The sequence below is a fragment of the Bradyrhizobium sp. USDA 4541 genome, assembly GCF_024171085.1.
Taxonomy (GTDB): domain Bacteria; phylum Pseudomonadota; class Alphaproteobacteria; order Rhizobiales; family Xanthobacteraceae; genus Bradyrhizobium; species Bradyrhizobium australafricanum.
Genome location: NZ_JALJZF010000001.1, coordinates 7,266,917 through 7,293,554, shown reverse-complemented (window position 1 = coordinate 7,293,554; position 26,638 = coordinate 7,266,917). Strand labels below are relative to the sequence as shown.

21 protein-coding genes are annotated in these 26,638 nt (G+C 65.5%); 15 read left to right on the top strand and 6 right to left on the bottom strand.

The window, feature by feature from the left end:
• The first annotated feature begins 71 nt into the window (after nt 1–71).
• Nucleotides 72–1,475: an amidase gene (locus tag J2R80_RS35240; protein WP_076833551.1), complete on the top strand. Its 1,404-nt coding sequence runs from the start codon at nt 72–74 to the stop codon at nt 1,473–1,475.
• Nucleotides 1,476–1,481: 6 nt separating this feature from the next.
• On the opposite strand, the gene J2R80_RS35235 is transcribed toward J2R80_RS35240, so the two are convergent.
• Together J2R80_RS35235 and J2R80_RS35230 are read right to left on the bottom strand one after the other, a co-directional pair.
• On the bottom strand, nt 1,482–3,071 hold the full coding sequence (locus tag J2R80_RS35235) for an ABC transporter substrate-binding protein (protein WP_253640219.1): 1,590 nt from the start codon (nt 3,069–3,071) through the stop codon (nt 1,482–1,484).
• A gap of 22 nt (nt 3,072–3,093) precedes the next feature.
• Complete coding sequence (locus tag J2R80_RS35230) at nt 3,094–4,296, bottom strand: serine hydrolase (protein WP_253640218.1); 1,203 nt, start codon at nt 4,294–4,296, stop codon at nt 3,094–3,096.
• Between the two features lie 234 nt (nt 4,297–4,530).
• Here J2R80_RS35230 and J2R80_RS35225 point away from each other — a divergent pair, with 234 nt between their 5' ends.
• Complete coding sequence (locus tag J2R80_RS35225; RefSeq protein ID WP_028345120.1) at nt 4,531–5,205, top strand: LuxR C-terminal-related transcriptional regulator; 675 nt, start codon at nt 4,531–4,533, stop codon at nt 5,203–5,205.
• A 1,011-nt stretch (nt 5,206–6,216) separates the two neighbouring features.
• Here the strand turns inward: J2R80_RS35225 and J2R80_RS35220 are convergent.
• Nucleotides 6,217–7,143, bottom strand: a complete 927-nt coding sequence (locus J2R80_RS35220; RefSeq protein ID WP_244558722.1) for a D-alanyl-D-alanine carboxypeptidase family protein — start codon at nt 7,141–7,143, stop codon at nt 6,217–6,219.
• A 496-nt stretch (nt 7,144–7,639) separates the two neighbouring features.
• Between J2R80_RS35220 and J2R80_RS35215 the strand changes: the two genes are divergently transcribed.
• The 10 genes from J2R80_RS35215 to J2R80_RS35170 all read left to right on the top strand — a co-directional run bounded on the left by J2R80_RS35215 (nt 7,640) and on the right by J2R80_RS35170 (nt 19,380).
• On the top strand, nt 7,640–9,217 hold the full coding sequence (locus J2R80_RS35215; protein ID WP_253640217.1) for a gamma-glutamyltransferase family protein: 1,578 nt from the start codon (nt 7,640–7,642) through the stop codon (nt 9,215–9,217).
• Nucleotides 9,218–9,547: 330 nt separating this feature from the next.
• A complete protein-coding gene (locus J2R80_RS35210) occupies nt 9,548–11,215 on the top strand; it encodes an amidohydrolase (protein WP_253640216.1) in 1,668 nt (555 codons plus the stop codon).
• Nucleotides 11,215–12,303, top strand: a complete 1,089-nt coding sequence (locus J2R80_RS35205; RefSeq protein WP_253640215.1) for a GTP-binding protein — start codon at nt 11,215–11,217, stop codon at nt 12,301–12,303. The genes J2R80_RS35210 and J2R80_RS35205 overlap by 1 nt, the downstream gene beginning before the upstream one ends.
• Before the next feature lie 42 nt (nt 12,304–12,345).
• Entirely contained in the window at nt 12,346–13,659 is a 1,314-nt protein-coding gene (locus tag J2R80_RS35200) for an ABC transporter substrate-binding protein (protein WP_253640214.1), read from the top strand.
• A gap of 1 nt (nt 13,660) precedes the next feature.
• Nucleotides 13,661–14,392: an ABC transporter ATP-binding protein gene (locus J2R80_RS35195; protein WP_253640213.1), complete on the top strand. Its 732-nt coding sequence runs from the start codon at nt 13,661–13,663 to the stop codon at nt 14,390–14,392.
• On the top strand, nt 14,379–15,077 hold the full coding sequence (locus J2R80_RS35190) for an ABC transporter ATP-binding protein (protein WP_253640212.1): 699 nt from the start codon (nt 14,379–14,381) through the stop codon (nt 15,075–15,077). Before J2R80_RS35195 ends, J2R80_RS35190 begins: the two co-directional genes overlap by 14 nt.
• 16 nt (nt 15,078–15,093) lie before the next feature.
• Entirely contained in the window at nt 15,094–15,960 is an 867-nt protein-coding gene (locus J2R80_RS35185; protein ID WP_253640211.1) for a branched-chain amino acid ABC transporter permease, read from the top strand.
• A gap of 5 nt (nt 15,961–15,965) precedes the next feature.
• Nucleotides 15,966–16,985: a branched-chain amino acid ABC transporter permease gene (locus tag J2R80_RS35180; protein WP_229189302.1), complete on the top strand. Its 1,020-nt coding sequence runs from the start codon at nt 15,966–15,968 to the stop codon at nt 16,983–16,985.
• A gap of 68 nt (nt 16,986–17,053) precedes the next feature.
• Nucleotides 17,054–19,066, top strand: coding sequence for a tyramine oxidase (locus tag J2R80_RS35175; RefSeq protein ID WP_253640210.1), 2,013 nt, complete (start codon nt 17,054–17,056; stop codon nt 19,064–19,066).
• On the top strand, nt 19,063–19,380 hold the full coding sequence (locus J2R80_RS35170; protein WP_253640209.1) for a hypothetical protein: 318 nt from the start codon (nt 19,063–19,065) through the stop codon (nt 19,378–19,380). The genes J2R80_RS35175 and J2R80_RS35170 overlap by 4 nt, the downstream gene beginning before the upstream one ends.
• Here J2R80_RS35170 and J2R80_RS35165 read toward each other — a convergent pair.
• From J2R80_RS35165 to J2R80_RS35155, 3 genes are all read right to left on the bottom strand, one after another.
• Nucleotides 19,366–20,718: an aminotransferase class III-fold pyridoxal phosphate-dependent enzyme gene (locus tag J2R80_RS35165; RefSeq protein ID WP_253640208.1), complete on the bottom strand. Its 1,353-nt coding sequence runs from the start codon at nt 20,716–20,718 to the stop codon at nt 19,366–19,368. The genes J2R80_RS35170 and J2R80_RS35165 overlap by 15 nt on opposite strands.
• A gap of 112 nt (nt 20,719–20,830) precedes the next feature.
• Nucleotides 20,831–21,496: an HAD family hydrolase gene (locus tag J2R80_RS35160; RefSeq protein ID WP_076826170.1), complete on the bottom strand. Its 666-nt coding sequence runs from the start codon at nt 21,494–21,496 to the stop codon at nt 20,831–20,833.
• Nucleotides 21,493–22,755 carry a Tm-1-like ATP-binding domain-containing protein gene (locus J2R80_RS35155; protein ID WP_253640207.1) on the bottom strand — a complete coding sequence of 421 codons (1,263 nt, stop codon included), beginning with the start codon at nt 22,753–22,755 and terminating at the stop codon, nt 21,493–21,495. Before J2R80_RS35155 ends, J2R80_RS35160 begins: the two co-directional genes overlap by 4 nt.
• 216 nt (nt 22,756–22,971) lie before the next feature.
• Between J2R80_RS35155 and J2R80_RS35150 the strand changes: the two genes are divergently transcribed.
• From J2R80_RS35150 to J2R80_RS35140, 3 genes are read left to right on the top strand one after another with little or no spacing between them, the layout of a single operon-like run.
• On the top strand, nt 22,972–24,456 hold the full coding sequence (locus J2R80_RS35150; protein WP_253640206.1) for an aldehyde dehydrogenase: 1,485 nt from the start codon (nt 22,972–22,974) through the stop codon (nt 24,454–24,456).
• Nucleotides 24,453–25,841 (top strand): transaminase, encoded by a 1,389-nt coding sequence (locus J2R80_RS35145; protein ID WP_253640205.1) that lies wholly within the window; start codon nt 24,453–24,455, stop codon nt 25,839–25,841. The genes J2R80_RS35150 and J2R80_RS35145 overlap by 4 nt, the downstream gene beginning before the upstream one ends.
• Entirely contained in the window at nt 25,841–26,638 is a 798-nt protein-coding gene (locus tag J2R80_RS35140) for an SDR family oxidoreductase (RefSeq protein WP_253640204.1), read from the top strand. Before J2R80_RS35145 ends, J2R80_RS35140 begins: the two co-directional genes overlap by 1 nt.

The window sequence follows — 26,638 nt, the reverse complement described above, 5'->3', positions numbered from 1 at the left end:
AGCAGAGCCGCGAGATCGCCGCCCGCGGCGGCGGTCCGGACAGGCATATTCCGATAACAGCAGGGCGTCAGATGTCAGCGGATTCATTGCACTACAGATCCATCACCGAAATCTCCGAGCTCATTCGCCGCAAGGAGGCGAAGCCGTCGGAGATCACCGAGGCAATGCTGGGCCGGATTGCGAAGCTGGATGGACAGTTTCACGGTTATGCGCTGGTCCTAGCGGAGCGAGCGATGGCCCAGGCCAAGCAGTACGACGCGGAGATCGCCAAGGGTGTCTGGCGTGGCCCGCTGCATGGCGTTCCGATCGGGCTGAAGGACCTCTGCTACACCTCCTTTGCACCGACCGCGGGCGGCACCACGATTCACGCTAAATTCGTACCGTCCTTCAATGCCACGATCGTGGACCGGCTCGAAGTCGCCGGCGCGGTGACGCTCGGCAAGCTGAAGATGACGGAGGGGGCCTATACCAGCCACCATCCTGCAATCCAGGCGCCGCTCAACCCGTGGAATGTGAACTACTGGGTCGGCTCCTCATCGACCGGATCGGGCGTCGCGACCGCGGCGGGGCTCTGCTACGGCTCGATCGGCAGCGACACCGGCGGCTCGATCCGCTTTCCGTCGGCGACCTGCGGGTTGACCGGGATCAAGCCGACCTGGGGGCGGGTCAGCCGCTACGGCGTCTTCCCGCTGGCCGACTCGCTCGATCACGTCGGGCCGATGTGCCGGAGCGCTGCGGATGCCGCGGCGATGCTCGGCGTCATCGCGGGCGCTGATATCAACGACCCGACCGCCTTGCGGGCTCCAGTGCCGAACTATCTGGCTGGAGCGGGCGACAGCATCAGGGGCCTCAGGATCGGTGTTGACCGCAGGTACACCCAGGAGGGCATCGACCGGCAGGTCGTCGCTGCGCTGGTGCAAGCCGAGCGCACGCTCGCCGATCTCGGCGCCGACATCCGCGAGGTGCATTTCCCGCCTTACCAGAAGCTCGTCAGCCAGTGGATTGCGATGTGCTCGGTCGAGACGGCTGAGGCGCATCTGGACACCTACCCGTCGCGCAAGTCGGAATACGGACCCGATCTCGCGCAGCTGATCGAGCAGGGCCGGGCGACGAGCGGCGTCGATATTGCCGCGATTCATCATGAACGGTTGAAGTTCAGCGGCAGCCTCGCCGCGATGTTCGAAGATATCGACCTGCTGCTGATCCCGACGATGCCGGTGCCGATCCCGACGCTCACCAAGATGAGCGAATACGGTGCCGACCCCAATGTCCTCCTGAGCATTCTGCGCTTCACGGCGGTGTTCGATTTCTCAGGCAGCCCGACCATTACCTTGCCGATGGGCATGGCCTCGGACCAGATGCCGCTCAGCATGCAACTGGTCGGCCCGCATCTGTCCGAAGACGTGCTGGTCCGCGCCGGCGCCGCGTTCCAGTCGGTGACGGACTGGCATGCGCGGCGGCCGCCGATCGAATAGGCACCGCTAGCCTGTCTTGTCGACATTCCAGAACAGCGGCACCGGCGCCCGGACGATGTCCTTCAGCGCCTTGCGCGTCGCGGCCGGTTGATTGTACTGCCCGGTCGGGACGTGGGTGACCACCTCGTAGGCGCGTGCCTGGATCTTGTCGGCCAGCGCCTTCTGGTCCGGCGGCGCCGCGGTTCGGGCAAAGCTGTCGCGCAGCCGCTCGAGCTCGGCGTCCTCGACCCAGCCGAAGAAGCCGCCGTTCTTGCCCTTGCCGTTGACGCAGGCGTTGCCGATCGGATTGACGAGGTCGGCGCTGGCCCAGGTCGAATGGTAGAGCGACCAGCCGCCCTCGGCCGGCATCGACTGTTTGGCGCGGCGTGCCACCACCGAACCCCAATCCATCGCCAGCAGGCTGACGTTCATGCCGATCGAACGCAGCGCCTCGGCGGTGACCGTGCCGAGCGCGGTGATGATCGGGGCGTCGGTCGCGTGCAGGATCGTGATCTGCTCGCCCTTGTAGCCGCCCTGCTTGAGCAACTCCCTGGCTTTCGCGGTGTCCGCCTTGGTCGACCATCCGACCGCGCTTTCGAACGGCGTGCCGGCGACGAAGATTGCCGGCGTGATCTTGTAGTAATCGGGATTGCCGATCTGGGTGTCGAGCCAGTCCTTCTGGTTCACCGCGTGCAGCACGGCCTGGCGGATCTCCGGCCGGTCGAACGGCGGCACCAGCCAGTTCATCCGGCACATGCCGGAGAAGCCGAGCGTGTTGTAATCGGTCAGCTCGACATTGGAGGCGCGAGCAAGCATCGGATGATGGTCGTGCGGCGGCACCTCGAAATAGTCGATCTCGTCGTTGACAAGCGCGTTGGTCGCGATCTGGAAATCCGGCACGCTGATCCATTCGTAGCGGCCGATCTTGACGACCTTGCCGCCGCCGGTGCCGTCGGACGGCTCGTCGCGGGAAACGTAGTCCGGGTTTTTCTCATAGGCGGCCTTGACGCCGGGCTGGAATTCCGCCGTCACGAAGCGGAACGGTCCGGAGCCGAGATGATCTGATATGGCCTGGTCGGCGGGCGTCGCGGCGATTCGCGCCGGCACGATGAAGGGCACGTTGGCGGTTGGCTTGCCGAGCGCCGCCAGCACGAAGCCGCATGGCTCCCTCAGCACCATGCGGAAGCTGCGCTCGTCGACCGCCTTCAGTTCGGCAATGAATTCGAACAGTTTCTGGCCCATCGTGTCGCGCTTGGCCCAGCGCTGCAGCGAGGGGATGACGTCGGCCGACGTCACCGCGCTGCGGTCATGGAATTTGAGGCCGGGCCGCAGGCGGAAGGTGTAGGTCAGGCCGTCGGCGGAGACCTCCCAGGCCTCGACCATCTGCGGCTTGATCTCGAATTTCGAATTGGTCGAGAACAGCGTGTCGTAGATCATGTAGCCGTGGTTGCGCGCGGTCCACGCCGTCGTCATGATCGGGTCGGTGACGCGCAGCGGCGCGTGCATGACGGCCGTCATCGTCTTCGAACTGGCCCGCGCGATGCGCGGCATCGCAATGCCGAGGCTTGCTCCCGCACCGATCTGCAGCAGACGGCGGCGGTTGATCGGTGGTCCCATGGTGTCCCCCTGTCGCAATCGGTCAGCTCTTGCCGGCAAGCCTGGCCGCGATCGCGCGATAGCCGCGCATCCACATGTGATCGAGATCGAGATCCATCGGCAGCGGCTGGGAGGAGACGCGTGCGATCACGGTCTCATTGGCCGGATCGATGTAGATCCACTGGCCATGAATGCCGACCGCGGCAAACGGCGTTTCACGTCGATCGAGCGTGTACCACTTGTTGCGGTAATTGCCGTTTGGAAACACTTTCGTCAGGTCGCCGCGCGACCAGGCCTCGGCATTGCCGTTCTGCCTGATGTCGTCGATCCACCAGCCGGGGACGACCTGTCGTCCGTTGCTGATGCCGTGATTGCGCATCATCTCGCCGAACCGGGTGAGATCCCGCAGTGTCGCGCAGATGCCGCCGGCGACGCGGCCGGCACCGCGTGAATCGACCGTGATGTAGGCGTCGTGCTCGGCGCCCATCGGCTGCCACAGATAGTGGGAGAGGATCTTTGCGTAGGGCATGCCGCAGGCGCGCTCATAAACCCAGCCGAGCACGTCGGTGTTGGTCGAGACGTAGTGGAAGGTCTCTCCATGCGGTGCGCCGTTCGGCCGCAGCGTGCGCAGATAGTCGCGCAGATTGCTCGGCGGAATCGCCGGATCGGGCAGCTCCCAGCCGGTCGAGCGCCGGTAGTTGATGACGTCGCCGTCGCGCGCCATGTAATCCTCGTCGAAGCGGATGCCGACGCTCATGTCGAGCAGATGCCGCACCCTGCAGTCGCCGCCATAGACCGAGCCCTCCATCTCCGGGATGTAGCGCGTGACCGGCGCGTCGGGATCGAGCTTGCCGTGATCGGCGAGGATGCCGCCGAGCGTTCCGGCGACCGACTTGCTGACGGAGAAGATCAGGTGCGGGGTATCGGGCGTCAGGCCATGGGCATACCATTCGAACGCGACCTGTCCGCGATGCGACACCACGATGCCGTCGGTGTGGCTGGCGCGCAGCGCCTCGCCGACGCCGACCGTCTCGCCGCGCGGGTTGGCGAAGCTGAGGTCGTCGAGATAGCGCGGCGCAAAGGACAGTGGCGCCGGCGCTGCGGCGCGCGCGATGTTCGCGGTGGGCAGCAATTCGCGGACATTGCGGAATGCCCACTCGTTGAAGGGATGTTGGCGCCAGTTGGCGAGCGTGACCTGTTCGTCGGCCGCCGACGGGAAGGCGGCCATGATGCGACGCGAATTCATTCTTGATCCAGCAATGACATCGGATGATGCGCGAAAGTTCCGCATGGCTCGTGTCGCTCGCAATCAACCGGATGGTGGAGGGGGCCGTTGGGTTACTTCGGCGTAACCGTTTCCCCGGATGTGCGCTTCGTGCGTTTGGCCCGCAATTTGCTTGACTATGGCTCGCGCGTGCCCCAGCGTGACCGTTACGCGACGCGCAGACGTTCGCCATCGGGAAACATCGGGAGGTAGGTCATGATCGCGCTTCTGGGCCGACCGGATCCGGCAACCACGCAGGCCATTCAGTTCGCGCGCGGCATTCTCGAGGGGTCGGCGACCGCGTTCTACGAGGTCGACGGCAATTTGACCCTCAACCGCTTCGTGCTCTCTAGCAACGTGCCGCCGAGTTTTCACGACCAGTATCTTGCCGGCATGAACCGGCTCGATCCGTTACATCCGCGCTCGGCGAGCAACCGGCCGATTGCGCGGCTGAGCACAGCGCTCGACCAATGCGCGACCCAGGAGGCGGCGACCTACCGCGCCTTCGCCGGCCAATGCGGCGTCGCCGACATGATCGAGTTCTTCTTCCGCCGCAACGACCGCATCGTCGCCGGAATGAGCGTGCTGTGGGCGCCGGGCTGCGCGATCCCCGACGGCAGCATGCACATTGCGGAGAAGATCCACGACTATCTCGAGTTCAACCTCACCAGCCGCCTGTCGTCGAATGCCGACGAGCCGGCGCGCTTTGGCCTGACCTCGCGCGAGATGGAAGTCGTCGAGCTGTTGTGCTGCGGCCGAACCAACCGCGAGATCGGCGAGTGTCTGAACATCGGCCTCGCGACGGTGAAGACGCACCTGATCCATATCTTCGAAAAGCTCGGCGTCGAGACCCGCTCCGCCGTCGTGGCGATGATGTCGCGGCCGCATTGAGGCGCGGGCTGTCGATTAGAGCCCGCGGCTCTTCCAGCACGTCGTCTCTGCGAAAGCAGGGACTCATACGCTGCGGCGGATTGTGAACGGGATTCGTTACTCCAGCGTCGTGAAACGATAAACATCGGTGGTTATGGGTCCCTGCTTTCGCAGGGACGTCGATGAGGATGAATCGCAATTCAAGATGTCAAGCGGCGCGGTGTCATCACCCGCGAATGCGCGCATGCGGGGATCCAGTATTCCAGAGATGCCTGTGCTTGAATCGAGAGGCCGCGGCACACTGAATCGCCAGGTCGAGCCGGGCGATGACACCGAAGAATATGCCAGCACACAGCTCCCTCCACGTGTCGTCCCGGCGAAGGCCGGGACCCATAACCACAGGACTGGGTTGGTGAGGAAAGCCGTGGCCCCAGCGTCGCACAACAATCATCTTCAGTGGTTATGGGTCCCGGCCTGCGCCGGGACGACGATGAGGATGCTTCTCGCGCGAGACAACGCACCGCTACTGCGCACCCTTCTTCGGTGTCATCACCCGCGCATGCGCATGCGGGTGATCGAGTGGCGCTTCTGACAAAGCGAAATATTCTTCGCGTGAAGGATTGACAGGATTTGCTGAGTTGCCCGTCGAACTGATCTGTCGTTTCCGGAATTGGGCGGGACCGTCGCTCCGTGGGCCGAAGCGGCGATCCCTGATCGCGCGAGGTGCATGGTCGGGTGTGGGCAAAATGTCGGCCAATCCGCACGACTGGGGACATGATAGATCGACAAGCGCACGCGGCAATTGCCATTCTGGACTAGCCCCGAGTAACAGATTCAGCGGCAAGCAAGCTCCACAGCGCAGAAGTAGTAGCGCGGCGCAGCAATCGCGGTTCCTGGTAGATGAGAGTCCGGGGAGAGGCGTAACGTCATGGACGGAGGCTGGCCGCTACGGCCTCCGAAGCCGCCGTCAGCCCCAGCTCACCCCCTGAGCTGGGCGCGCCGGAGCGCACGAAGCGCAGGAGGGTAGGCCAATCAGAGGCGCGAGCTGAGTTTCGTCGTCGCGGCCCTCGACGCTGCCTTTGACTTTGCGCGCGTCGTCACGCCATGTCTGGAAGATGCTGCGATTCGGGTATGTCGCTTGCCGGCCAGCTTTGTGTGCCTTGATACCGTACGATGAGCAGCATACTCCCGACCATCGACCGGTGCGAGATGCGCTGGGTCTCCATTCAAGTATGGACGTCCGACTCCGAACTGCTTTTCGTGCTCGTCGATCCATTTCCATAATCGCTTGGTCTCGGTTGCACGCTCCTCCTTGCTCCCGCCATTCATGCTGACGACGTCTGCGGCGAGCCCGTGACCATAGCCTCCACGCGAGCTGCCGCCGTGATAGGACTTGTCATTTGCGGCCTTCAGCCCGCTTGCAATCGATTGGCGGTAGTCGTCGCGAAATCCGCTTGTGATCCCGGGTGCCAGTCCGGCCTGCTCCGCTGCGTGGAGCATATAGAACAGCTTTTGCTTGAAGGCTCGATCCATCCCTCCGATCACGTAATCCATCAGAGGCATGCGGGCTCTTTCTGCCGCCCTGGGGTCCTTCCATCCGAAGTCATTTTCGACCCGCTTCGGGATGCTGCGCGTGACCGTGATCAGCTTGCGCTTCCGTTTGATGATCACGTCCTTTTTTTCGTACACGACGATCCAGTCGGTCTTCGGCGCTCGCGTGTAGAGCGCGCCAAGGAACCGGTCGATGCACGCCTCGGCAACAAAGCATTCGTCCAGGACCAGAACTGTATCAATATTGTCCGGGGCGACCTTGAACGAGCCGGCAACGTTGGCCGTGGATACCTGCTCAGGTTGCTTCTCGCCTGGCGTCGTCGACGGAGCCTCGGGCGACGCTCGGTCCGCATCCGGCAAGACACCTCCGTCGGCATCGGATTGAGCCGACGGTTCGGATGCCGTCACGGGTCGGCTCGACTCCTCATTGGGCGACGCCGCACGCACGTCGTGAACGACGGCGCAGCATGACAGTGAGACCAGAGACGAGGCAATGCGTAACCAACCAGCCCCCCAACCGAACCGACTTCGCCTGGCGCCATGAAGCTCTCTGAGAGATGACATCGGCATTGGCAATCGACATGAGCTAAATTGATCGTGGCAGCGTGCCATCGCGCTCCGGGCTTGGCAACCAGTTACCCACCACAGAATTGCCGCCGAGCACGCAACTATTCAGATAGGCCGAAAGAATTCCTCACGCGCAGGTTTGACAGGTTTTGCCCGGTTGCCGCCGGATCAATTCGCCGCGTCCGAGAGGCGTGACAACCCTCGTCCGTATTCACCGATCCACCGTTGGGTGGATTGCTGCCTGCCCGGTGGCCAAACGAGAGTCCTCCGCGAGGACCGGTGTCGTTTTCGACAATGTTGGCGAGCGGCGGCCGCTCACAACATTGAAGGAAACGACATGCGCGATTTCATGGCCGTCGGCCGTTCGGTGGCGGTTGCGGAGCGTGGCATGGCCGCGACCTCGCACCCGCAGGCGACGCTGGCCGCGGTCGAGATGCTGAAGGCCGGCGGCAATGCCGTCGATGCCGCGGTGGCGGCGGTCGCGGTGCAGGGCGTCGTCGAGCCGCAGATGACCGGGATCGGTGGCGACTGCTTCGCGCTGTATTCGCCTGACGTCGGCGAGCCGATCGCGCTGAACGGCTCGGGCCGCACGCCGGCCGCAACCGATGCCGAGAAATTTGCCGCAAGCGGCGCGCGCGACATTCCGCCGACCGCGCCCGAGGCCGTCACCGTGCCCGGCGCAATCGATGCGTGGTGCCGGCTGGTCGCCGATCATGGCAGAAGGTCGCTGGAGGAGATCTTCCGCCCGGCGATCGCGGCTGCCGAGCGGGGCTTCTGCGTGACGCCGCGCGTCGCGGAGGACTGGCGCCGCTTCCGGGCCCGGATCGAGATCGACAGCAATGCGGCGGCGCAGTTCCTGCCCGGCGGCAAGGCGCCTGAGGTCGGCGACATCCGTACGCAACCCGCGCTCGGCCGCACCCTTCGCCGGATCGCGCAGCACGGACGCAACGCGTTCTACACGGGCGAGGCTGCCGACGAGATGGTGGCTATCTTGCGTGCCCTGGGCGGCGCCCACAGCACCGACGATTTCGCCGCCCAAGCCTCCGACTATGTGCACCCGATCTCGGCGCGCTACCACGACCACGACGTGGTCGAGTGCCCGCCGAACGGGCAGGGCCTGGCCGCACTGATGATCCTGCGGACGCTTGCAGGCTTCGATGTCGGCAAGCTCGGAGAGGCCGATCGCATCCATCTGCTGGCCGAAGCCACCAAGGCGGCCTACCGCGCGCGCGACGCCTTCTTTTGCGATCCCGCCACCAACAAGGTCGATCCGACCGCATTCCTTGCCGACGACTATATCGGGAGAATCCGTGGCAAGATCGACATGGGCCGCGCATCCGCGCCCGTGGCCTGGGACGATATCGAGCATCGCGACACCGTCTATGTCACGGTGGTCGACCGCGATCTCAACGCCGTATCGCTGATCAACTCGCTGTTCTATCCGTTCGGCAGCGGCATCTACGCGCCGAAATCGGGCATCTTGCTGCACAACCGCGGCTGGAGCTTTCGCGCCAAACCGGGACATCCCAATTCGCTCGGGCCGCGCAAGCGGCCGATGCATACGATCATTCCGGGCCTGCTGCGCAAGGACGGCAAGACCGTGATGTCGTTCGGCGTGATGGGCGGGCACTACCAGGCCGCGGGCCACGCCAATCTGCTGTCGAACATCTTCGACATGAAGATGAACATCCAGGCCGCGGCCGAGGCGCCGCGCTCCTTTGCCTTCGACGGCGCGCTGTCGCTGGAGACGACCATTTCTCCCGGGATACGCGACGACCTTCGCGCCCGCGGCCACGATGCGCGGTTCTCGGAGGAGCCGATCGGCGGCTGCCAGGCGATCCGCATCGACCACGCCCGCGGCGTCCTGTTCGGCGCTTCGGACCACCGCAAGGACGGACTGGCGTTAGGGTTCTGAGGCGCGTCGCGCGGTTTCGGAATAATAGAATAGTAACGCTGATTTGCCCGACATGTCAAGTCGCCATGTCGAGTGCCGGCACGCCGCCGGCTACTGTGCATGGGGTTGTTTTCGATGTTTTGGCAGTGCGCCCCTGCGGAGGCAGGCAATACGCAATAGCCCTGCGCTTGCGGGGAAGCGGCGGAGCATCCACCGGACGGTGGATTGTTCCAAATGCCGACATGCCGAACGTTTGGCCATCATGCCGGCGTCGTGCGCGGTTCAGCCTTGTGCACCGCACGGTGAGAGGCTGATCGCTCCAGGCTTTCCCAATCGAGAAGTTTGATCCGTATGAACAGGACATTCGCCGACACGGTCTTCCGCAACGGCCGGATCTACACGTCGAACCGCGGGCAGCCCTGGGCAAGCTGCGCGGCCGTCAAGGCCGGCCGGTTCATCGCGGTGGGCGAGGAGCGCGACGTCGCCGCGCTCATCGGCGAGGGGACGGCGACCGTCGATCTCGGCGGCCGCATGGCGATGCCGGGGATCGTCGACATCCACAATCACATCATGATGGGCGGGCAGGCCGATCTCTACGAGCTGCGCTTCTCCAACGCCGACAGCATTCCAAGGATCGCCGAGACCCTGCACAAGGCTGCCTCAGTGGCTGCGCCGGGCGCCTGGATCGTCGGCGGGCAGTTCGGCAATAATCTCCTGAACGAGATGAACACCGCGGAGTCCTGCGCGCTGCTGGACGCGGCCTGCCTCGGGCATCCCGTCGTATTACGCGACGACACCTATCATAATCGCTGGGCGAGTTCGGCCGCGCTGCGGCTCGCCGGCGTTGCGGCCGACACGGCTGATCCGACCGACGGCGAGATCGGCCGCGACCTCAAGACCGGAACGCTGACCGGGATCATGATCGAGGCCGCCTCCGGCCTGGTCGAGCGGGCACTCGCGGCCTCCGGTCACTACACGGCCGAGATGGACCGCGCGGCGGTGGCGCGCTCGATCTCGGTGCTGAACTCATATGGTGTCACCGCCTTCATCGACGCCGCCAGCATGCAGCCGATCATGGCGGCGTTGAAGGGGCTCGACGATCGCGGCGAGCTCACCGCCTGGGCGGTGTGCGCGATGCCGGTGGTCGAGCCGGGTTTCATGTTCGGCAAGGCCGGCGAGGAGCTGTTTGCGCTGCGCGAGGATTACCGCGGTGCGCATGTGAAACCCGATTATGTCAAGGTGTTCCTCGACGGCGTGCCGGGCGCCAAGACCGCGGCCTTCCACGAGCCGTATGTGGCCGACCCGGTGCGCGGCTGCTGCTTCCGCGGCTCCACCATGCTGACCGTGCCGGACCTGATCCGTTGGCTCGGGCGCTGCGAGAAGCTCGGCCTTGCCGCGAAGATCCATTGCGCGGGCGACGCCGCGGTGACGCAGGCGCTCGACGCCATCGATGTCGTGCGCAACTTCAACGGCCCGACCCATCTGATCCATCAGATCGCGCATGCGAGCTATATCGCGCCCGACGATGTCAAGCGCTTTGCCGAGCTCGGCGTCGCCGCCGACCTGTCGCCGATCATCTGGTATCCGACCATCTTCCTCGAGGCGCACAAGGCCGCGATGGGCGAGGAGCGCGCGCAGCGCTTCTGGCCGAACAGGGATTTGAAGGAAGCCGGCGCACTGATGGCCGGCGGCTCGGACTGGCCGGTGATCCCGATCCCCGACCCCTGGCAGGGCATCGAGGGCATGGTGACGCGGCAGAATCCGACCGGAGATTTTCCGGGCAAGTCGCTGTGGGCGGAGCAGGCGCTCGACCTCAAAACCGTGATCGACATCTACACAATCGACGCCGCGCGCGCGGCCGGCCTCGGCCAGTCGATCGGCTCGATCGAGGTCGGCAAATCCGCCGACCTCATCGTGCTCGACCAGATGATCTTCGACATCCCGCCGGATCAACTGGCCGATACGCGGGTCGAGCTGACCTTCTTCGAGGGCCGCAAGGTTTACGAGCGGGGCTCGTGATGGGCACGGCGGATCAGATCCCGGTCACGGTGCTGACCGGTTTCCTCGGCAGCGGCAAGACCACGGTGCTGAACCATTTGCTGCGCCAGCCAGAGCTCAATGGCGTCGTCGCCATCATCAACGAGTTCGGCGAGGTGGCGTTGGATCACCTTTTGGTCGAGAGCAGCGAGGACCGCCTGGCGCTGCTCGACAATGGCTGCATCTGCTGCTCGGTGCGCGAGGACCTGATCGAGACGCTGGCCGACCTCGCATCGCGCCGCGCTGACGGCACGATCCCGCCATTCCACCGGGTGCTGGTCGAGACCACCGGGCTCGCCGATCCCGTGCCCGTGCTGCACACGCTGATGACGGCGTCCGATATCGTCGGCCGCTACCGGATCGACGGCGTGGTCGCGACCGTCGATGCGGTTAATGGTACGCACACTCTTGCGGCGCACAGCGAAGCCGTCAGGCAGATCGCCGTCGCCGACCGGCTGCTCGTGACCAAGACCGACCTTGCCGCCGATGATGCACTGGCGCGGCTCGATGCGCAGCTTGCGGCGATCAATCCGGTCGCAACGCGCTCACACGTGCGGAACGGGATCGTCGATCCGGCAAAAGTCCTCGATGCCGGGCTGTTCGATCCGGCGGCGCGCTCCGCTGATGTGGTGCGCTGGTTCGATCTGGCAGCGCAGGCGGCGAACACGCCGCACCATCACGGGGATCACCATTGCGACGGCGAGACGTGCAGCCACCACAGTCACCACGCGCACGACACCGGCGTATCGTCCTACAGCCTGATCATCGACGAGCCGATCCAGCGGGAGGCGTTCGCGCGCTGGCTCGATTATGTCGCGGCGCTTAGAGGCGAGGACCTGCTGCGCTTCAAGGCGATCGTGCATGTCGTCGAGCAGCCCGATGCGCCCATGGTGGTGCACGGCGTGCAGCACGTGTTCCATCCGCCGATCGCGCTGCAGGGCTGGCCGTCGGCGGACCGGCGCTCGCGGCTCGTCTTCATCGTGCGCGGCATCCCGCGCCAGATCATCGAAAACACCTTGTGCAAATTCGCCGCGGTGAGCCGTGCGGCGATCCAGCGACCGGCTGCGTGAGCCGCGGTCAGGCATTTTCATTGGTTGTGGAGGGAGAGGGACATGACTGAGACAAAGAACAATACGGCATCCGGCCGGCTCAATCGGCGCACGCTCTTGAAAGCGGCCGGTGCCACCGGCCTCGCATCGGCGATGAGCGTGCCGCTGGTCAATGTCGCGCGGGCCACCGGCAACACCATCAAGATCGGCTGGGTCGGCTGCCTCTCCGGCGTCCGCGCGCAGTTCGCCGAGCCCGATCCCTGGATCCATGAGCGCATCAAGGCGCGGCTGAAGGATGGTCTGAAGATCGGCGGCAAGACCTATCAGGTCGAGCTGGTGTTCAAGGACAATCAATCCGATCCGAACCGCTCGTCGGTGATCGCGAGCGAGCTGGTGCTGCGTGAGAAGTGCGACCTGATCCTGATCGAGGACGGCGACGCCCAGCCGCCGGTGCAGGAGCTCGCCGACGCCCGCGGCATTCCCACCATCTCGACCATGGTGCCGTGGCAGGGCTGGATGTTCCCGCGCAAGTCGACGCCGGACAAGGGTTTTCCCTACAGCTACCATTTCTTCTGGGGCGCCGACGACGTTGCGAAAAATTTCTTGGGCATGTGGCAGTCGGTCGACACCAACAAGAAGGTCGGCACGCTCTACATCGACAACCCGCCGGGCCAGGCGTTCTCCGATCCGAAGCTCGGCCTGCCGGCGGGCATCTCGGGAGCGGGCTATCAGGAGTTCTCGGCCGGCAAATTCCAGATCGCGACCGACGACTTCACCAACCAGATCGCGCTGTTCAAGAACAACGGCGTCGACATCGTCTCCGGCTTCACCTTCAGCAATCACTGGGCGACGCTGTGGAATCAGGCGGCGCAGGCCGGTTTCAAGCCGCAGATCTGCACGGTGGCGGCGGCCTTCCTGTTCCCGGCTGCGGTGAATGCGCTCGGCGATCGCGGCGACGGCATGTCGACCGAGGTGTGGTGGACGCCGGCCTATCCGTTCAAGTCCTCGCTGACCGGGCAGAGCGCTGCCGAGCTCGCCGCGGAATGGGAGAAGACCACCGGCAAGCAGTGGACCCAGCCGATCGGCTACGCTCATGCGCTGTGGGAGGTCGGGCTCGCGGCGTTGCAGAACAGCGATCCCAAGGACAAGAACTCATTGCGTGATACGATCGCCAGCCTCGACATGGAGACCGTCGTCGGCCGGGTCAAGTTCAAGGACAGCCCGATCAAGAACGTCGCGGTCACCTCGCTGTCGGGCGGGCAATGGCGCAAGGCCAAGGGCGGCAAGTCGAAATACGAGCTCCTGATCGTGCACAACGGAACGGCACCGTTCATCCCGAAGCAGGCCGATCTCCAGCTGCTCTCCAAGCTGGCCTGAGATGGCACCGCTTCTGCGCGTCAGCGGGCTGTCCAAGCGCTTCGGCGAGATCGTGGTCGCCGACAATGTCAGCTTCGCGCTGGCGCGCGGCGAGTGCCTCGGCGTGATCGGCCCGAACGGCGCCGGCAAGAGTTCGCTGCTCAACCTGATCGTCGGCCTGCTCACGGCCGACGGCGGCTCGATCATGCTCGACGACAGGGAGATGTCAGCCCTGCCGCCGCATCGCCGGGCGCGGATGGGGCTCGGGCGCGCGTTCCAGATCCCGCAGCCGTTCCCGCATCTGTCGGTCTATGAGAATGCGCTGGTCGCGGCATCCTACGGCGCCGGCCTCACCGGCGAGGCGGCGTCGAGCTGGACCATGGAGGTGTTGCAGCGCACCGGGCTCGACGCCAAGGCGGACAAGCTCGCGGGCGCCTTGCCGCTGATCGACCGCAAGCGGCTGGAATTCGCCAAGGCGCTGGCCTCGAAGCCGAAACTGATCCTGCTCGACGAGATCGCGGCCGGTCTCACGGAGCCCGAGGTCGAGCGCCTCGTTGCCATCATCCAGTCGGTGAAGGCCGACCATGCCACGATCTGGATCGAGCACATTCCGCACGCGCTGCGCGCGGTGTCGGATCGCATCCTGGTGCTCGACTTCGGCCGCAAGGTGCTGGAGGGACCGCCGGCCGAGGTCATGGACAGCGCCGTGGTGCGCGAGATCTACATGGGATTGAAGGCCGATGGCGTTGCTTGATGCGAACGGCCTGCAAATCTTCTACGGCGATCTGCAAGCCGTGTTCGACATGAACTTCACCGTCGCGGACGGCGAGGCGGTGGCGCTGGTCGGCGCCAACGGCGCCGGCAAGTCGACGTTCCTGAAGGCGCTGGTCGGTCTCAACGAGGAGCGGCGCGGGGCCGTGCAGTTCGACGGCATCGATATCTCGCAGATGCCGGCGGAAGAGGTGTCGCGGCTCGGCCTCATCATGGTGCCCGAGGGCCGCCTGCTGTTCGACTCGCTGACGATCGAGGAGAACCTCTTGATGGGCAGCGTCAACCGGCGCAAAGGCAGCTGGACCCTGCGGCGGGTGTTCGACCTGTTCCCGATCCTCGAGGAGCGGCGGCGGATGTTTCCCGGCCAGCTCTCCGGCGGCCAGCAGCAAATGGCGGCGATCGGCCGCGCGCTGATGTCGAACCCGCGGCTCCTGCTGTGCGACGAGATCTCGCTCGGGCTCGCGCCGGTCGTGGTCGAGCAGATCTACCGCTCCTTTGCCGACATCCGCCGCGAGGGCACCGCGGTCGTGCTGGTCGAGCAGGACGTCAAGCGTGCGCTCGCGACCTCGGAGCGGATCTATTGCCTGTTGAAGGGGCGGGTGTCGCTGACCGGCCCGGCGCAAGGGTTGCAGCCGGAGCAGCTAACGCACGCCTATTTCGGTAACTAGCCAGGATTGGCACGACATGATCTGGGTTGAGACATTGATCAACGGGGCTCTGCTCGGCGGGCTCTATGGGCTGCTCGGCATCGGGCTCGCGCTGGTGTTCGGCGTGATGCGCGTCGTCAATATCGCCCATGGCGAGTTCATGGTGCTGAGCGCGTTCTGCGCCGTGCTGCTGGCCAACCTGTTTCCGCAGGTCTCGCCCCTCTTGATGCTGATCCCAGTGATCGCGCTGTCCTTTGCGGTCGGATGGCTCTACCAGGCCGCCATCGTCAACCGGGTGGTGACCTCGCCCGATCCGCTATCGCCGCTGCTGCTGACCTTCGGCGTTTCTGTCATTCTGCGCAACGTGATGGTCGAGGTGTTCGGCGCCGACGTGCGCAGCCTCCAGGTCGGCGAGCTCTCGCGCGCCAGCCTCGAGATCGCGGGCCTCAATATCGGCATCATGCCGCTGCTGACACTGGTGCTGGCCGCGCTGCTGTTCATGGCGCTGCAGCTCGTGTTGCGTCATACCGATTTCGGCCGGATCGTGCGCGCCACCGCCGACCGCCGCGATATCGTCCGGCTGTCCGGCGTCAAGCCGGACCGGGTCTATAACTATGTCATGGGCCTGTCGCTCGCGCTCGGCGCGATCGGCGGCGTGCTGCTGGCGGTGCGTTCGAGCTTCACGCCGTTCTCGGGCGCCGAGCGGCTTCTGATCGCGTTCGAGGTCGTGGTGCTCGGCGGGCTCGGCTCGTTCTGGGGCGCGCTGCTCGGCGGCATCGCGCTCGGCATGGCGCAATTGATCGGGCTGAAAATCGATCCGAATGCCGGGCTGCTCTATGCGCACCTCCTGTTCTTCATCATGCTGCTGATCCGCCCGTCGGGTCTCGTGTCGAGCAGGGTGTGATGCCGATGCCGACACGTACCATTCTTGCGGCCTCTGCCATCGTGCTCGTCGCGGTGATTGCCGGCGCGCCCTTCGTGCTGAACGAGGGATTCCTGCGGCTCGCGACCGAGTGCCTACTCTTGCTGACGATGGCGCAGATGTGGAACCTGCTGGCGGGTTATGCCGGGCTGGTCTCGCTAGGCCACCAGGTCTTCATCGCCTTCGGCGCCTATGCGCTGTTCCTGACCTCGGGCTGGCTCGAGGTTACGCCGATCTGGGTGCTGCCGGTCGCGCCGCTGGTGGCGGGCGCCGTTGCAGCGATCATCGCCTTTCCGCTGTTTCGGCTTCGCGACGCCTATTTCTCGATCGCGATGTGGGTGTTCGCCGAGATCATCGGCGCGTTTACGATGAAGTCGCAGGCCGTCGGCGGCACGTCGGGCGTGCCGCTCGCGACCAGCAAGCTGATCGATTTCGACTGGTTCGAGCCGACGATGTTCTGGCTCGCCGGCGGCCTGACGCTCGTGACCATCGCTGCGCTGTACAGGATGATGACGTCGAGCTTCGGGCTCGGGCTGATGAGCGTGCGCGACAATGATCTTGCCGCGATGAGCGTCGGCGTCGACGTCCGGCACAATCGTTTCGTCGCCTTCGTGCTCTCGGCGGCGGGATGTGGGCTTGCCGGCGCGCTCAGCTTCATGGGCAATCTGTTCATCGCGCCGCTGGCGGCCTTCGACGTCAACTGGTCCGTCTACATGATGTTTATCGTGATCATCGGCGGTATTGGAACGCTGGAAGGCCCGATCCTCGGCGTCATCATCTTCTTCGGCCTGCGCGAGCTGATGACCGGACCGCTCGGCCTATCCGGCGGCTGGTATCTGGTGGGGCTCGGCATCATCGCCGTCGTGGTGATGATCGTGGCGCCGCGCGGCCTCTGGCCGGCCTTGCGCGATCGCTTCGGCGTGCGGCTGCTCGATGTACACCGCGCCGCGCCATGCCCGGCCGCGGCCGCGATCCTGCCGGCGGCGTCGGAACAGGTTACCGGATGAAGAAGCGGGCCTTCACGTCGCCACCGTTGCTTGTATTCTGACAGTTCTGGCTTTGAGTGGAGGGCGGAATGGCTCTGATTTTCAGGCATGGCGTGTGGGCAGTGGCCAGTCTGATGGTCGCGACATTGGCGGCGCCGCTGCCGGCGCAGGCCGAGCGGCGGATGTGGCCGCAGGCGGCCGCAACGCACCCGATGGACGGGCTCACCACCGACGAAATCCGCTCGGTCTCCGATATCCTGCGCGGCGCCGGCAAGCTCGACGATTCGGCGCGGGTCGTCTCGATGTCGGTCGAGGAGGATCCCAAGGACGAGGTGCGGGCGTGGAAGCCCGGACAGCCCTTCACGCGCCGGGCCAGCGCGACGCTGCTGAGCGGCGCGCATCTCTACGAGGCCCATGTCGATCTCGCCGCGCGCAGCCTGCTCGGCTGGCAGGAAGTCAGGGATCACGAGGCTGCGCTGACCATCGATGAGCTGATCTCCGCCGGCGACCTGCCGAAGCAGGACCCGCGCTGGATCGCCGCGATGGCCAAGCGCGGCATCACCGATTTCCGCAACGTCATGTGTCTGCCGCTGACGGTCGGTCCGGTGAGCGACCCGGTCCTGAAAGGCCGCCGCCTGCTCAACGTTCCCTGTGTCGACACCACGGGCGCCGCCAACAATCTCTGGGGCAAGCCGATCGAGAACCTGTTCGCTCAGGTCGATCTCAAGAGCAAAACGGTGCTGTCGGTGACCGATCTCGGCGTGGTGCCGCCACCGCCGCAGACGCCCTCGCACGCCTATGCCGACTCCGGAACATATCGCAAGCCACCGAAGCCGATCGAAATCACCGCGCCTGAAGGCAGCAACGTGAAGGTGGAGGGCGGCCAGGTCCACTGGGACAACTGGTCGTTCCATGTCCGTCTCGAGCCGCGTGTCGGCGCCGTGCTGTCGCTGATCCGCTACGACGACCACGGCACGCTTCGCGACATCGCCTACCAGATTTCGGCGAGCGAGATGTTCGTGCCCTATATGGATCCGGCGCCGACCTGGTCGTTCCGCGCCTATATGGACATCGGTGAGTATGGCTTTGGTGTGCTCTCCAGCGAATTGCAGCGCGGCGCGGATTGTCCCGAAGGCGCGCATTATCTCGACCTGACGATCTCGGATACCAAGGGTGCGCCGGTCGTTTCCAAGGGCGCCGTCTGCATCTTCGAGCGCCCGACCGGCGATCCGATCTGGCGCCACAGCGAGCTGATCAACAACACCGCCGAGGTGCGGCCGAACAACGAGCTGGTGGTGCGGATGGCGCCGGTGGTCGGCAATTACGACTATCTGGTGGACTACGTGTTCGACCGTGCAGGCAATATCGATGTGCGGCTCGGCGCCTACGGCATCGATGCGACCAAGGGCGTCGCGAGCAAGACACTGAGCGACCCGACGGCGGCGCAGGATACCGCCTTTGGGACGCTGGTCGACGAACGGCTGCTCGCGGTCAATCACGATCACTACATGACGTTCCGGATCGACATGGACGTCGACGGCACCTCGAACCGGCTGGTGGAGGATCGCTTCAATGTCCGCCGGCTGGAGCAGGGCCAGCGCAAGAGCCTCTGGCAGGTCGACACCAGGCCGGTTGCGACCGAAGGGCCGATCACCATGCCGCTGAGCGCGGCACAGTTCAGGATCGAGAGCACAGGCAAGACCAACAGCCGCGGCTATCACACGAGCTATCAGCTGATGCCTGGTCACTCCGACGTCTCGCTGCTCGCCAAGGACGATCCGATCCAGCTGCGCGCGGGTTTCAGCGCCTACACGCTATGGACCTCGGCCTACGCCAAGGACGAGCGCTACGCCGCGGGCATGTATCCGAACGGAAACCCCGAGGTCGACGGCCTGCCGAAATGGACGGCGGCGAAGCGGCCGATCGAGGACCGCGACCTCGTGCTGTGGTACACGGTCGGCTTCCGCCACGTGCCGCGCGCCGAGGATTGGCCGGTTATGCCCGGCCTGTGGCATGGCTTCCGGCTGCGTCCGTTCAACTTCTTCGATCGCAATCCCGCGCTCGACGTGCCGCCGATGGTGAATGCCAGGGAGACGAAATGAGCGGCCGCGCGCGTTGCATCGGAGCGGTGGCCGGCGCGCTGCTGGCTTTGCTCGCGACGGGGCCGGCCGCTGCTGGCGCAGCGGCTGAAATCAGCATTGACGATGCGTCCTTGCTCTATCTGAGCAGCCGCGACTGGGAGCGCCAATCCGCGCCGCGCAAGGTCGCGCTGGCGGCCGATTTCATGCGCATCTTCTGCACCGACCAGAGTATGTCGGCCGCGTCGCTGGCCAATTGCCTCGACCGCGACAAGGCGGATGGCGCGCTGTTCGAGCGCGCCATGGCTTGCGTCAGCGTGCTGTCAACCGGCCGCTGAGAGGCCGGCGTCGATTCCTTCGGCGATCCGCCGCACGTCGGCCGACGTCAGGATCAGGGGCGGGGACAGGATCAGGTTGTTGCCGGAGACGCGCAGCATCACCCCGGCCTCGTAGGCCGCATCGGCGACCTTCGCCATCGTCTTCTTGTCGGCGGCCTTCTTGCTGTCGCGATCGGCGACCAGCTCGAGTGCGGCCATCAAACCCTTGCCTCTGACGTCGCCGACCAGCGCGTGCTTCGCCTTGAGCGCGGCAAGTGCCCGCGCAAGGTCCTCGCCGCGTGCGGCGGCATTCTCGTCCAGCTTGAGGCGGCGGGTCTCGGCGAGCGCCGCAAGGCCCGCGGCGCAGCCGACCGGATGGCCGGAATAGGTGTAGCCGTGGCCGATCGAGCCGAACGTGGTCGTGTCGGCCTCGAAAGCTTCCGCAACCTGCTCGCCGATCAGCGTCGCGCCGAGTGGGAAATAGCCCGAGGTGATCGCCTTGGCCATCGTCATCATGTCGGGTTTCACGCCCCAGAGCCGCGAACCCGACCATGCGCCGGTGCGCCCGAAACCGGTGACGACCTCGTCCGCGATCATCAGGATGCCGTGACGGTTGCAGATCTCGCGCGCCAGCTTCATGAAGCTGTCCGGCGGCACGATCACGCCGCCGGCCCCGAGCACCGGCTCCATGATGACGGCCGCGATGGTGTCGGCGCCCTGGAACGCGATCTCCTCTTCCATCGTCGCCGCGCACAGCTGCGCGAGTTTTGCGGGATCGGTCTCGTTGAAGGGATTGCGATAGGTCGACGGCGCGGGGATATGGAACACGCCGGGCAGCATCGGCTCGTAGTTGCGGCGGAAATTGGCGTTGCCGTTGACGGAGGCACCGCCGAAATGGGTGCCGTGATAGCCCTTCTTCAACGCCAGGAACTTGGTGCGGTCGGCCTGGCCCTTGATCTTCCAGTATTGCCGCGCGAGCCGCAGCGCGGTCTCGACTGAGTCCGAGCCGCCCGAGGTGAAGAAGGCGCGCACCATGCCTTCCGGCTTGAACCATTCGGTGAGCTCGTAGGCGAGCTCGATCGAGGGACCGGATGAGGTGCCGCGAAAGCCCGAATAATACGGCAGCGCGCTGAGCTGGTCCGCAATCGCCTGCTTGATCGGATCGCAGCTGTAGCCGAGATTGACATTCCACAATCCGCCGACCGCATCGATCACGGTCTTGCCATCGATGTCGGTGACTTCGACGCCTTCGCCCTTCATCACGATCCGCGGCGGCTGCGCCCGCATCTCGGCGGGATGAGCCATCGGGTGCCAGATCGGCTTGGCGTTGTTCTCAACCAGGAAGTTTCTGTCGCGCATGATCGTTCCCTGTCCGGCTGGAGCCTTTTCCGTTCCGATGGAATCGGAACGTGGCTCCAGATTCTGGTTTTGACGCGTTTTCGAACCGGTACCCGCTTCGCTCGAAAGCGCTTTAGTCGAACTGCAGCCCGAAATGCCGCAGCGCCTCGCTGTAGGACGCGGCAGGATTGCGCACATCGAACAGCACCGTGCGCATGTTGCATGCGGCGGCGCCTGCGATGTTGCGGCGCTGGTCGTCGACGAAGACGCAATTGTCTGCCTCCAGCGCCAGTTCGTCCAGCACGCTTTGATAGGCGCGGGGGTCGGGCTTCAGGATGCCGGTATGCGTGGCATCGACGATGGTATCGAAGCGCTTGAGGATGGAGAGGCGGCTGCGGAAATCGGTGCCGTAGAACAGGTCGAGCTCGTTCGAGAGGATGGCGAGCCGGAACCCGGCATCGGCGGCGAGGGTGATCGCGCGCGCTGCCTCAGGGCGGATCACGGTGTCGGGATCGGCGCCGCGCGCGCGTTTCACAAAGGTCTCCATGTCGCGCCAGTCCTCACCGACCAAGCGCCCGACCTCGCGGCTGCGGGTCAGCCAGTAGTCGCGTTCCGAAATCTCGCCGAGCTGCATGCTCGTCCAGAGCGGATCGCTGTCGGGCGCGAACGGTCCGAGCCATTTCAGTGTGCAGGGGGCGAGTCCGAGCGTGCGCTCGGTCAGGTCGTGGGTCTCGAACAATGTCTTCGAGATTACCCCGCCGAAGTCGAGCACCAGCGCCTGGGCAAGCGGCCTCCTCATGCGGCAGCCGTGGTGCGGCCGCGAGGGACAATGCCGGCAGCGACCCATCGGTCGAAGATGCCGAGCACCGTTTCGTTGAATGCGGCGCTGTTGATGTGATCCTTGATCTCGTGCAGCTCGACCGGCGCCTGGATCGCCGATCGCATGGCGTCGACGAAGGCGGCGAGGGCGTCGGGATCGTGCAACGCTTCGCCTTCGCGATCCCATTGCTGGATGCCGCCGGCGGGCAGCACGAAGGCAACGGGAGCGTTGGCCTGGGACAGTTTCCCGGCAATCGCGCGGGCGATCCGTTGGCGATCGGTGGATCCCGACGTTGCCGACGCAAGCAGCCGATTATGCGCGTGGAATGGACGATCCGACAGCTCGTTCGGAACCCCAAGCCATGCCGGGAAGTCGACCATGTCGATCGCCCCGGGCGCGACGATCTGTGGAATGCCGGCTCTGCCCGCATTCTCCAGCCTGTCAGCGCCGGAATTGACCACCGAGCCCGTGAGCTGGTTGGCGACCTCCTGCAGGCTGAGGTCCAGCACCGCGACAAAGCCACCTTGCGCGGCGATCGATTCCATCGCGCGGCCGCCCATGCCGGTGGTGTGGAAGACGACCACCTCGTAGCCGCGCCGTTCGAGCTGTGGCTTGAGCTCGACCATGTAGCGCAGGCAGCTCTTGCCGAGCGAGGTGATCGCAACGACCGGCCGGTCCTTGCGCGGCCTGATTGCGCTTCTGGCGGCGCCGACGATCGCGCCGCAGGCTTGCGACAGCACGGCGGTGCAGGTGCCGTTGAGGCCGTAGAGACCGCCGGCCCACAGGATCATCATCAGATCGGCGGCGACGCGCTCGGGCGGGATCAGATGTGAGAAGGCGACGGTCGAGACGATCAGCTTCGGCAGGCCGAGCGGCAGCGCCTGCGCGACGTCGAGCGCAAGGTCGGTGCCCATCGTGCCACCGATCGCGATCACGCCGTCGATGGTATCGCGCTCCGCGAGCGCGCGCGCCAGATTGGCGGCGCCAACCGCCATCAGTGACATCGCGGAATTCTCGTCGCCGCTCGATGCGATCGCCTCGATCGTGGTCTGTGCGGCGGCCGCCACCGCGTGCTTGTCATGTGCCGCCTGGTACGGCGGATCGCCGAGCACGCTGATGTCCATCATGATGGTTCGGCCACCGGCGCGGGCGATGCACTCGCTCATGAACAGCAGTTCGTCGGCCTTGGTGTCTCCCGTTCCGATCAGGAGAATGCGGGGCTGCGTCATCTCAGGCATGACCTTCGGCTCGCCGGCAGGCGTAAGGGATGGTGACAACCGGTTTGGATAACGCAGGCGGAGCGCTCGGCCATCGTGCGATCACGCTATGGGGGCGCGCCTTGCCGTGACATCCACCTATCGGTTGATTGCTGCCAAAGCCTTGATTTGGCGAGGATTGCGCGGTGCCAGCGGTCTCGCTCGGAAGCCACCTTGTCATCATCATAATTGTCTCGCATGCAGCAAGCCCAGATCGATCGACTACGCGTGGCCGTCATTCCGGCTCAGCAGCTCTTCATCGGCGGCCGGCCGGCGCCGGCGATCAGCGAGGCGCGGCTTGATGTCGTGTCGCCGATCGACGGCAAGGTATTGACCAGCATAGCTGACGGCGACGTGGCCGATGTCGACGCCGCGGTCAGACATGCGCGGCAGGCCTTCGAGCAGGGCAGCTGGTCGCGCGCGGCGCCGGCGCAGCGCAAGAAGGTGTTGCTGCGGTTCGCCGATCTCATCGAGCGGCACGCGCTCGAGATTGCGGTGCTCGGCGTGCGCGACAACGGCACCGAGATCAGCATGGCCTACAAGGCCGAGCCGCTCTCGGCCGCCGGCACCATCCGGTACTACGCCGAGGCGATCGACAAGGTCTATGGCGAGATCGCGCCGACCTCAGGCGATGTGCTCGGGCTCGTGCATCGCGAGCCGCTTGGTGTCGTCGGCGTGATCGTGCCGTGGAATTTCCCGCTGATGATCGGAGCGTGGAAGATCGGCCCGGCGCTCGCCGCCGGAAATTCGGTCGTGGTCAAGCCGCCGGAGCTGGCGTCGCTGACGCTGCTGCGGCTTGCCGAGCTCGCGACCGAGGCGGGGTTGCCGGACGGCGTGCTCAACGTCGTCACCGGCCGCGGCGCAACGGCCGGCGAAGCGCTCGCGCTGCACATGGATGTCGATGTGCTCGCCTTCACCGGCTCGGGTGCGGTGGGCCGGCGTCTCCTGGAATGCTCGGCGCGATCGAACTTGAAGCGCGTCCATCTCGAGCTTGGCGGCAAGTCGCCCAACGTCGTGTTCGCCGATGTGCCCGACATCAAGCATGCGGCCAAGGTCTCCGCGAGCGGGATCTTCCGAAACTCCGGCCAGGTCTGCGTGGCCGGATCGCGGCTCTTGGTGCAGTCCTCGATCTATGATCGCTTCATGGCCGAGCTGCGCGACGCCACCACAAAACTAACGGTCGGTGATCCCCTCGAACTGACCTCGGATATCGGCGCCATCGCGAGCAAGGCGCAGTTGCGCAAGAACCTGGATGCCGTTGCCCGCGCGGAAGCGCAGGGCGCGACGCGGCTGATCGGCGGCGAGCGGATCCGCGTCGAGAGCGGCGGCAATTTCATGGCGCCCGCGATCCTCACCGACGTGACGCCGTCGATGCAGGTCTGGCGCGATGAGGTGTTCGGCCCGGTGCTGGCAGTGACGCGGTTCGAGGGCGAGGAAGATGCCACAGCGCTCGCCAATGCGACCCCCTATGGACTTGCGTCGGCGGTGTGGACCGCAAGTCTGTCGACGGCGCATCGTATGGTGCGCGCCATCAAGGCCGGCGTCGTGCACGTCAACGCCTATGGCGGCGCCGACATCACGGTGCCGCTCGGCGGCTTCAAGCAATCCGGCTTCGGACGCGACAAGTCGCTGCACGCCCTCGACGCCTATACCGACCTCAAGACCGCCTGGATCGCGCTATGACATCTTTGGCTGCCGAACGCGCCGGCGTTCTGAACCGATTGCTCGATGCCGAGCAGGAGCGCTTTCGCGCGCTGCACCCGCGCTCGGCCGCGGCCTGGCAGGAGGGAAGGCAGCATTATCTTTATGGCGGCCCGTCGCACTGGATGCGGCGCTGGGCCGGCGGCTTCCCTGTCTATGCCGAGGAGGCGCAGGGCGCGCATATCAGGGATATCGACGGACGCGACTACATCGATTTCTGCCTTGGCGACACCGGCGGCATGTGTGGGCACGCGCCCGAGGCGGTGACCGAGGCGGCGCTCGCTCAGCTCAAGCGTGGCGCGACCATGATGCTGCCGACGGAAGACAGTATCTGGGTCGGTGCCGAACTGTCGCGCCGCTTCGGTCCGAAATACTGGACGCTGACGACGTCGGCGACCGACGCCAACCGCGCGGCGATCCGTATCTCGCGCATGATCACCGGCCGGCGCAAGGTGCTGGTGTTCTCCGGCTGCTATCATGGCGGCGTGGAGGAGGCGCATGTCGAGATCCGCGACGGCCGGGTCGGCCTGCGCAACATGATCCATCCCAACGGCATCGATCATGATGCGGTGAGCAGGGTCGTCGAATTCAACGATGTCGCGGGCCTCGAGGCGGCACTTGCCCATGGCGACGTCGCCTGCGTGCTGACCGAGCCGCTGATGACAAATTTCGGCATGATCCCGGTCGATCCTGGTTTTCACCAAGCGTTGCGGGAGCTGACGCGCCGCGCCGGCACCGTCCTCATTATCGACGAGACCCACACGCTGTCCTGCGGGCCGGGTGGCTACACGAAGAGCCATGGACTCGAGCCCGACATCTTCGTCGCGGGCAAGGCGATCGCGGGCGGCATCCCTGCCGGCGTATTCGGTCTCAGCCAGGAGATCGCCGAGCGGCTCTGGAAACTCGTTCCCCACGTCAATCCGCGCGAGCGGCAGTCGGCGCATCTTGGATTCGGCGGCACGCTTGCCGGCAACGCGCTGACGGTCGCGACCATACGCGCGGTGCTGGAGAAGGTGCTGACCTCTGCGAATTACGAGCGGATGATCGGAACCGCGACCTGGCTTGCGCAGGAAGCGCGCCGGCTGATCACGGCGGCCGGTCTGCCCTGGCACGTCACGCAGATCGGCGCGCGCGCCGAGATCATGTTCATGCCGCAGCCGCCATGCAGCGGCGCCGACGTCATTGCCGGCCGGCAACCCGATCTCGAGACCCTGCTGCATGCGTTCTACATCAACGAGGGCATTCTGGTGACCCCGTTCCACACCATGCTGCTGATGTGTCCGGCGACGTCCGCGCGCGACGTCGACACACACACGGCGGTGTTGGCGCGGTTCATCGACTTGCTGCGCGGCGCAGGAGCGATCTGATGCAGGTGCCTCCGTTCAATCTTGACGGCCGCATCGCCATCGTCACCGGCGGGGGCAGGGGGATCGGCGCCGCCATCGTGAGACGGCTCGCGGAGGCCGGCGCGACCGTGGTGATCGCCAACCGGACGCTTGATGTGGCCGAGGCGTTGGCGCGCGAATTGACGGCCGATGGACGGGCGGCCTATTGCGTCCCGTTCGACCGGCTGGACCGCAGTAGCTTGCGCGCGATGGTCGATCGCGTCGCTGCTCAATATGGCCGGCTCGATATCGTCGTGCACAATGCCGGCGGCTGTCCGTGGTCATCGCTTGAAGAGCTTGACGAAGCCAAACTTGAGGACACGCTGGCGCTTAACCTCAACGCCAGCATCTGGCTCGCGCAGACCGCAATTCCGCACATGCGTGCCGTCAGGTTCGGGCGCATCCTCGTGACATCCTCGGTCTCCGCGCGCGTCGCGATGGGCGGCGGCGCGCATTACTCGGCGGCGAAGGCCGGCGTCAACGCATTCATCCGCGGCGCCGCCTTCGAGCTCGCGCGCGACGGCATCACGGTCAACGGCGTCGAGGCCGGCTTCATCGAAAAGCCGGGCCGCGGCACCATGAGCGCGCCGGAGAACAAGGCGAAGCTCGAGCGCTTCATTCCGATGGGGCACATGGGTAGCGCCGACGACATCGCCTGCGCGATGCTCTATCTCGCCTCCACCGAGGCCAAATACGTCACCGGGCAGACCATCGTCGTCGATGGCGGCTCGACGCTGCCGGAGACCGGATTTGCCGTCGAACGGCAGTGGGGAGTCTAG

Coding starts and splice junctions, on each gene's coding strand:
- J2R80_RS35190 (WP_253640212.1), top strand. CDS start 14,379: ATGGCGTTGCTTGATGCGAACGGCCTGCAAATCTTCTACGGCGATCTG.
- J2R80_RS35150 (WP_253640206.1), top strand. CDS start 22,972: ATGCAGCAAGCCCAGATCGATCGACTACGCGTGGCCGTCATTCCGGCT.
- J2R80_RS35195 (WP_253640213.1), top strand. CDS start 13,661: ATGGCACCGCTTCTGCGCGTCAGCGGGCTGTCCAAGCGCTTCGGCGAG.
- J2R80_RS35175 (WP_253640210.1), top strand. CDS start 17,054: ATGGCTCTGATTTTCAGGCATGGCGTGTGGGCAGTGGCCAGTCTGATG.
- J2R80_RS35205 (WP_253640215.1), top strand. CDS start 11,215: ATGGGCACGGCGGATCAGATCCCGGTCACGGTGCTGACCGGTTTCCTC.
- J2R80_RS35160 (WP_076826170.1), bottom strand. CDS start 21,496: ATGAGGAGGCCGCTTGCCCAGGCGCTGGTGCTCGACTTCGGCGGGGTA.
- J2R80_RS35210 (WP_253640216.1), top strand. CDS start 9,548: ATGAACAGGACATTCGCCGACACGGTCTTCCGCAACGGCCGGATCTAC.
- J2R80_RS35170 (WP_253640209.1), top strand. CDS start 19,063: ATGAGCGGCCGCGCGCGTTGCATCGGAGCGGTGGCCGGCGCGCTGCTG.
- J2R80_RS35140 (WP_253640204.1), top strand. CDS start 25,841: ATGCAGGTGCCTCCGTTCAATCTTGACGGCCGCATCGCCATCGTCACC.
- J2R80_RS35155 (WP_253640207.1), bottom strand. CDS start 22,755: ATGCCTGAGATGACGCAGCCCCGCATTCTCCTGATCGGAACGGGAGAC.
- J2R80_RS35145 (WP_253640205.1), top strand. CDS start 24,453: ATGACATCTTTGGCTGCCGAACGCGCCGGCGTTCTGAACCGATTGCTC.
- J2R80_RS35225 (WP_028345120.1), top strand. CDS start 4,531: ATGATCGCGCTTCTGGGCCGACCGGATCCGGCAACCACGCAGGCCATT.
- J2R80_RS35230 (WP_253640218.1), bottom strand. CDS start 4,296: ATGAATTCGCGTCGCATCATGGCCGCCTTCCCGTCGGCGGCCGACGAA.
- J2R80_RS35165 (WP_253640208.1), bottom strand. CDS start 20,718: ATGCGCGACAGAAACTTCCTGGTTGAGAACAACGCCAAGCCGATCTGG.
- J2R80_RS35200 (WP_253640214.1), top strand. CDS start 12,346: ATGACTGAGACAAAGAACAATACGGCATCCGGCCGGCTCAATCGGCGC.
- J2R80_RS35240 (WP_076833551.1), top strand. CDS start 72: ATGTCAGCGGATTCATTGCACTACAGATCCATCACCGAAATCTCCGAG.
- J2R80_RS35215 (WP_253640217.1), top strand. CDS start 7,640: ATGCGCGATTTCATGGCCGTCGGCCGTTCGGTGGCGGTTGCGGAGCGT.
- J2R80_RS35235 (WP_253640219.1), bottom strand. CDS start 3,071: ATGGGACCACCGATCAACCGCCGCCGTCTGCTGCAGATCGGTGCGGGA.
- J2R80_RS35185 (WP_253640211.1), top strand. CDS start 15,094: ATGATCTGGGTTGAGACATTGATCAACGGGGCTCTGCTCGGCGGGCTC.
- J2R80_RS35180 (WP_229189302.1), top strand. CDS start 15,966: ATGCCGACACGTACCATTCTTGCGGCCTCTGCCATCGTGCTCGTCGCG.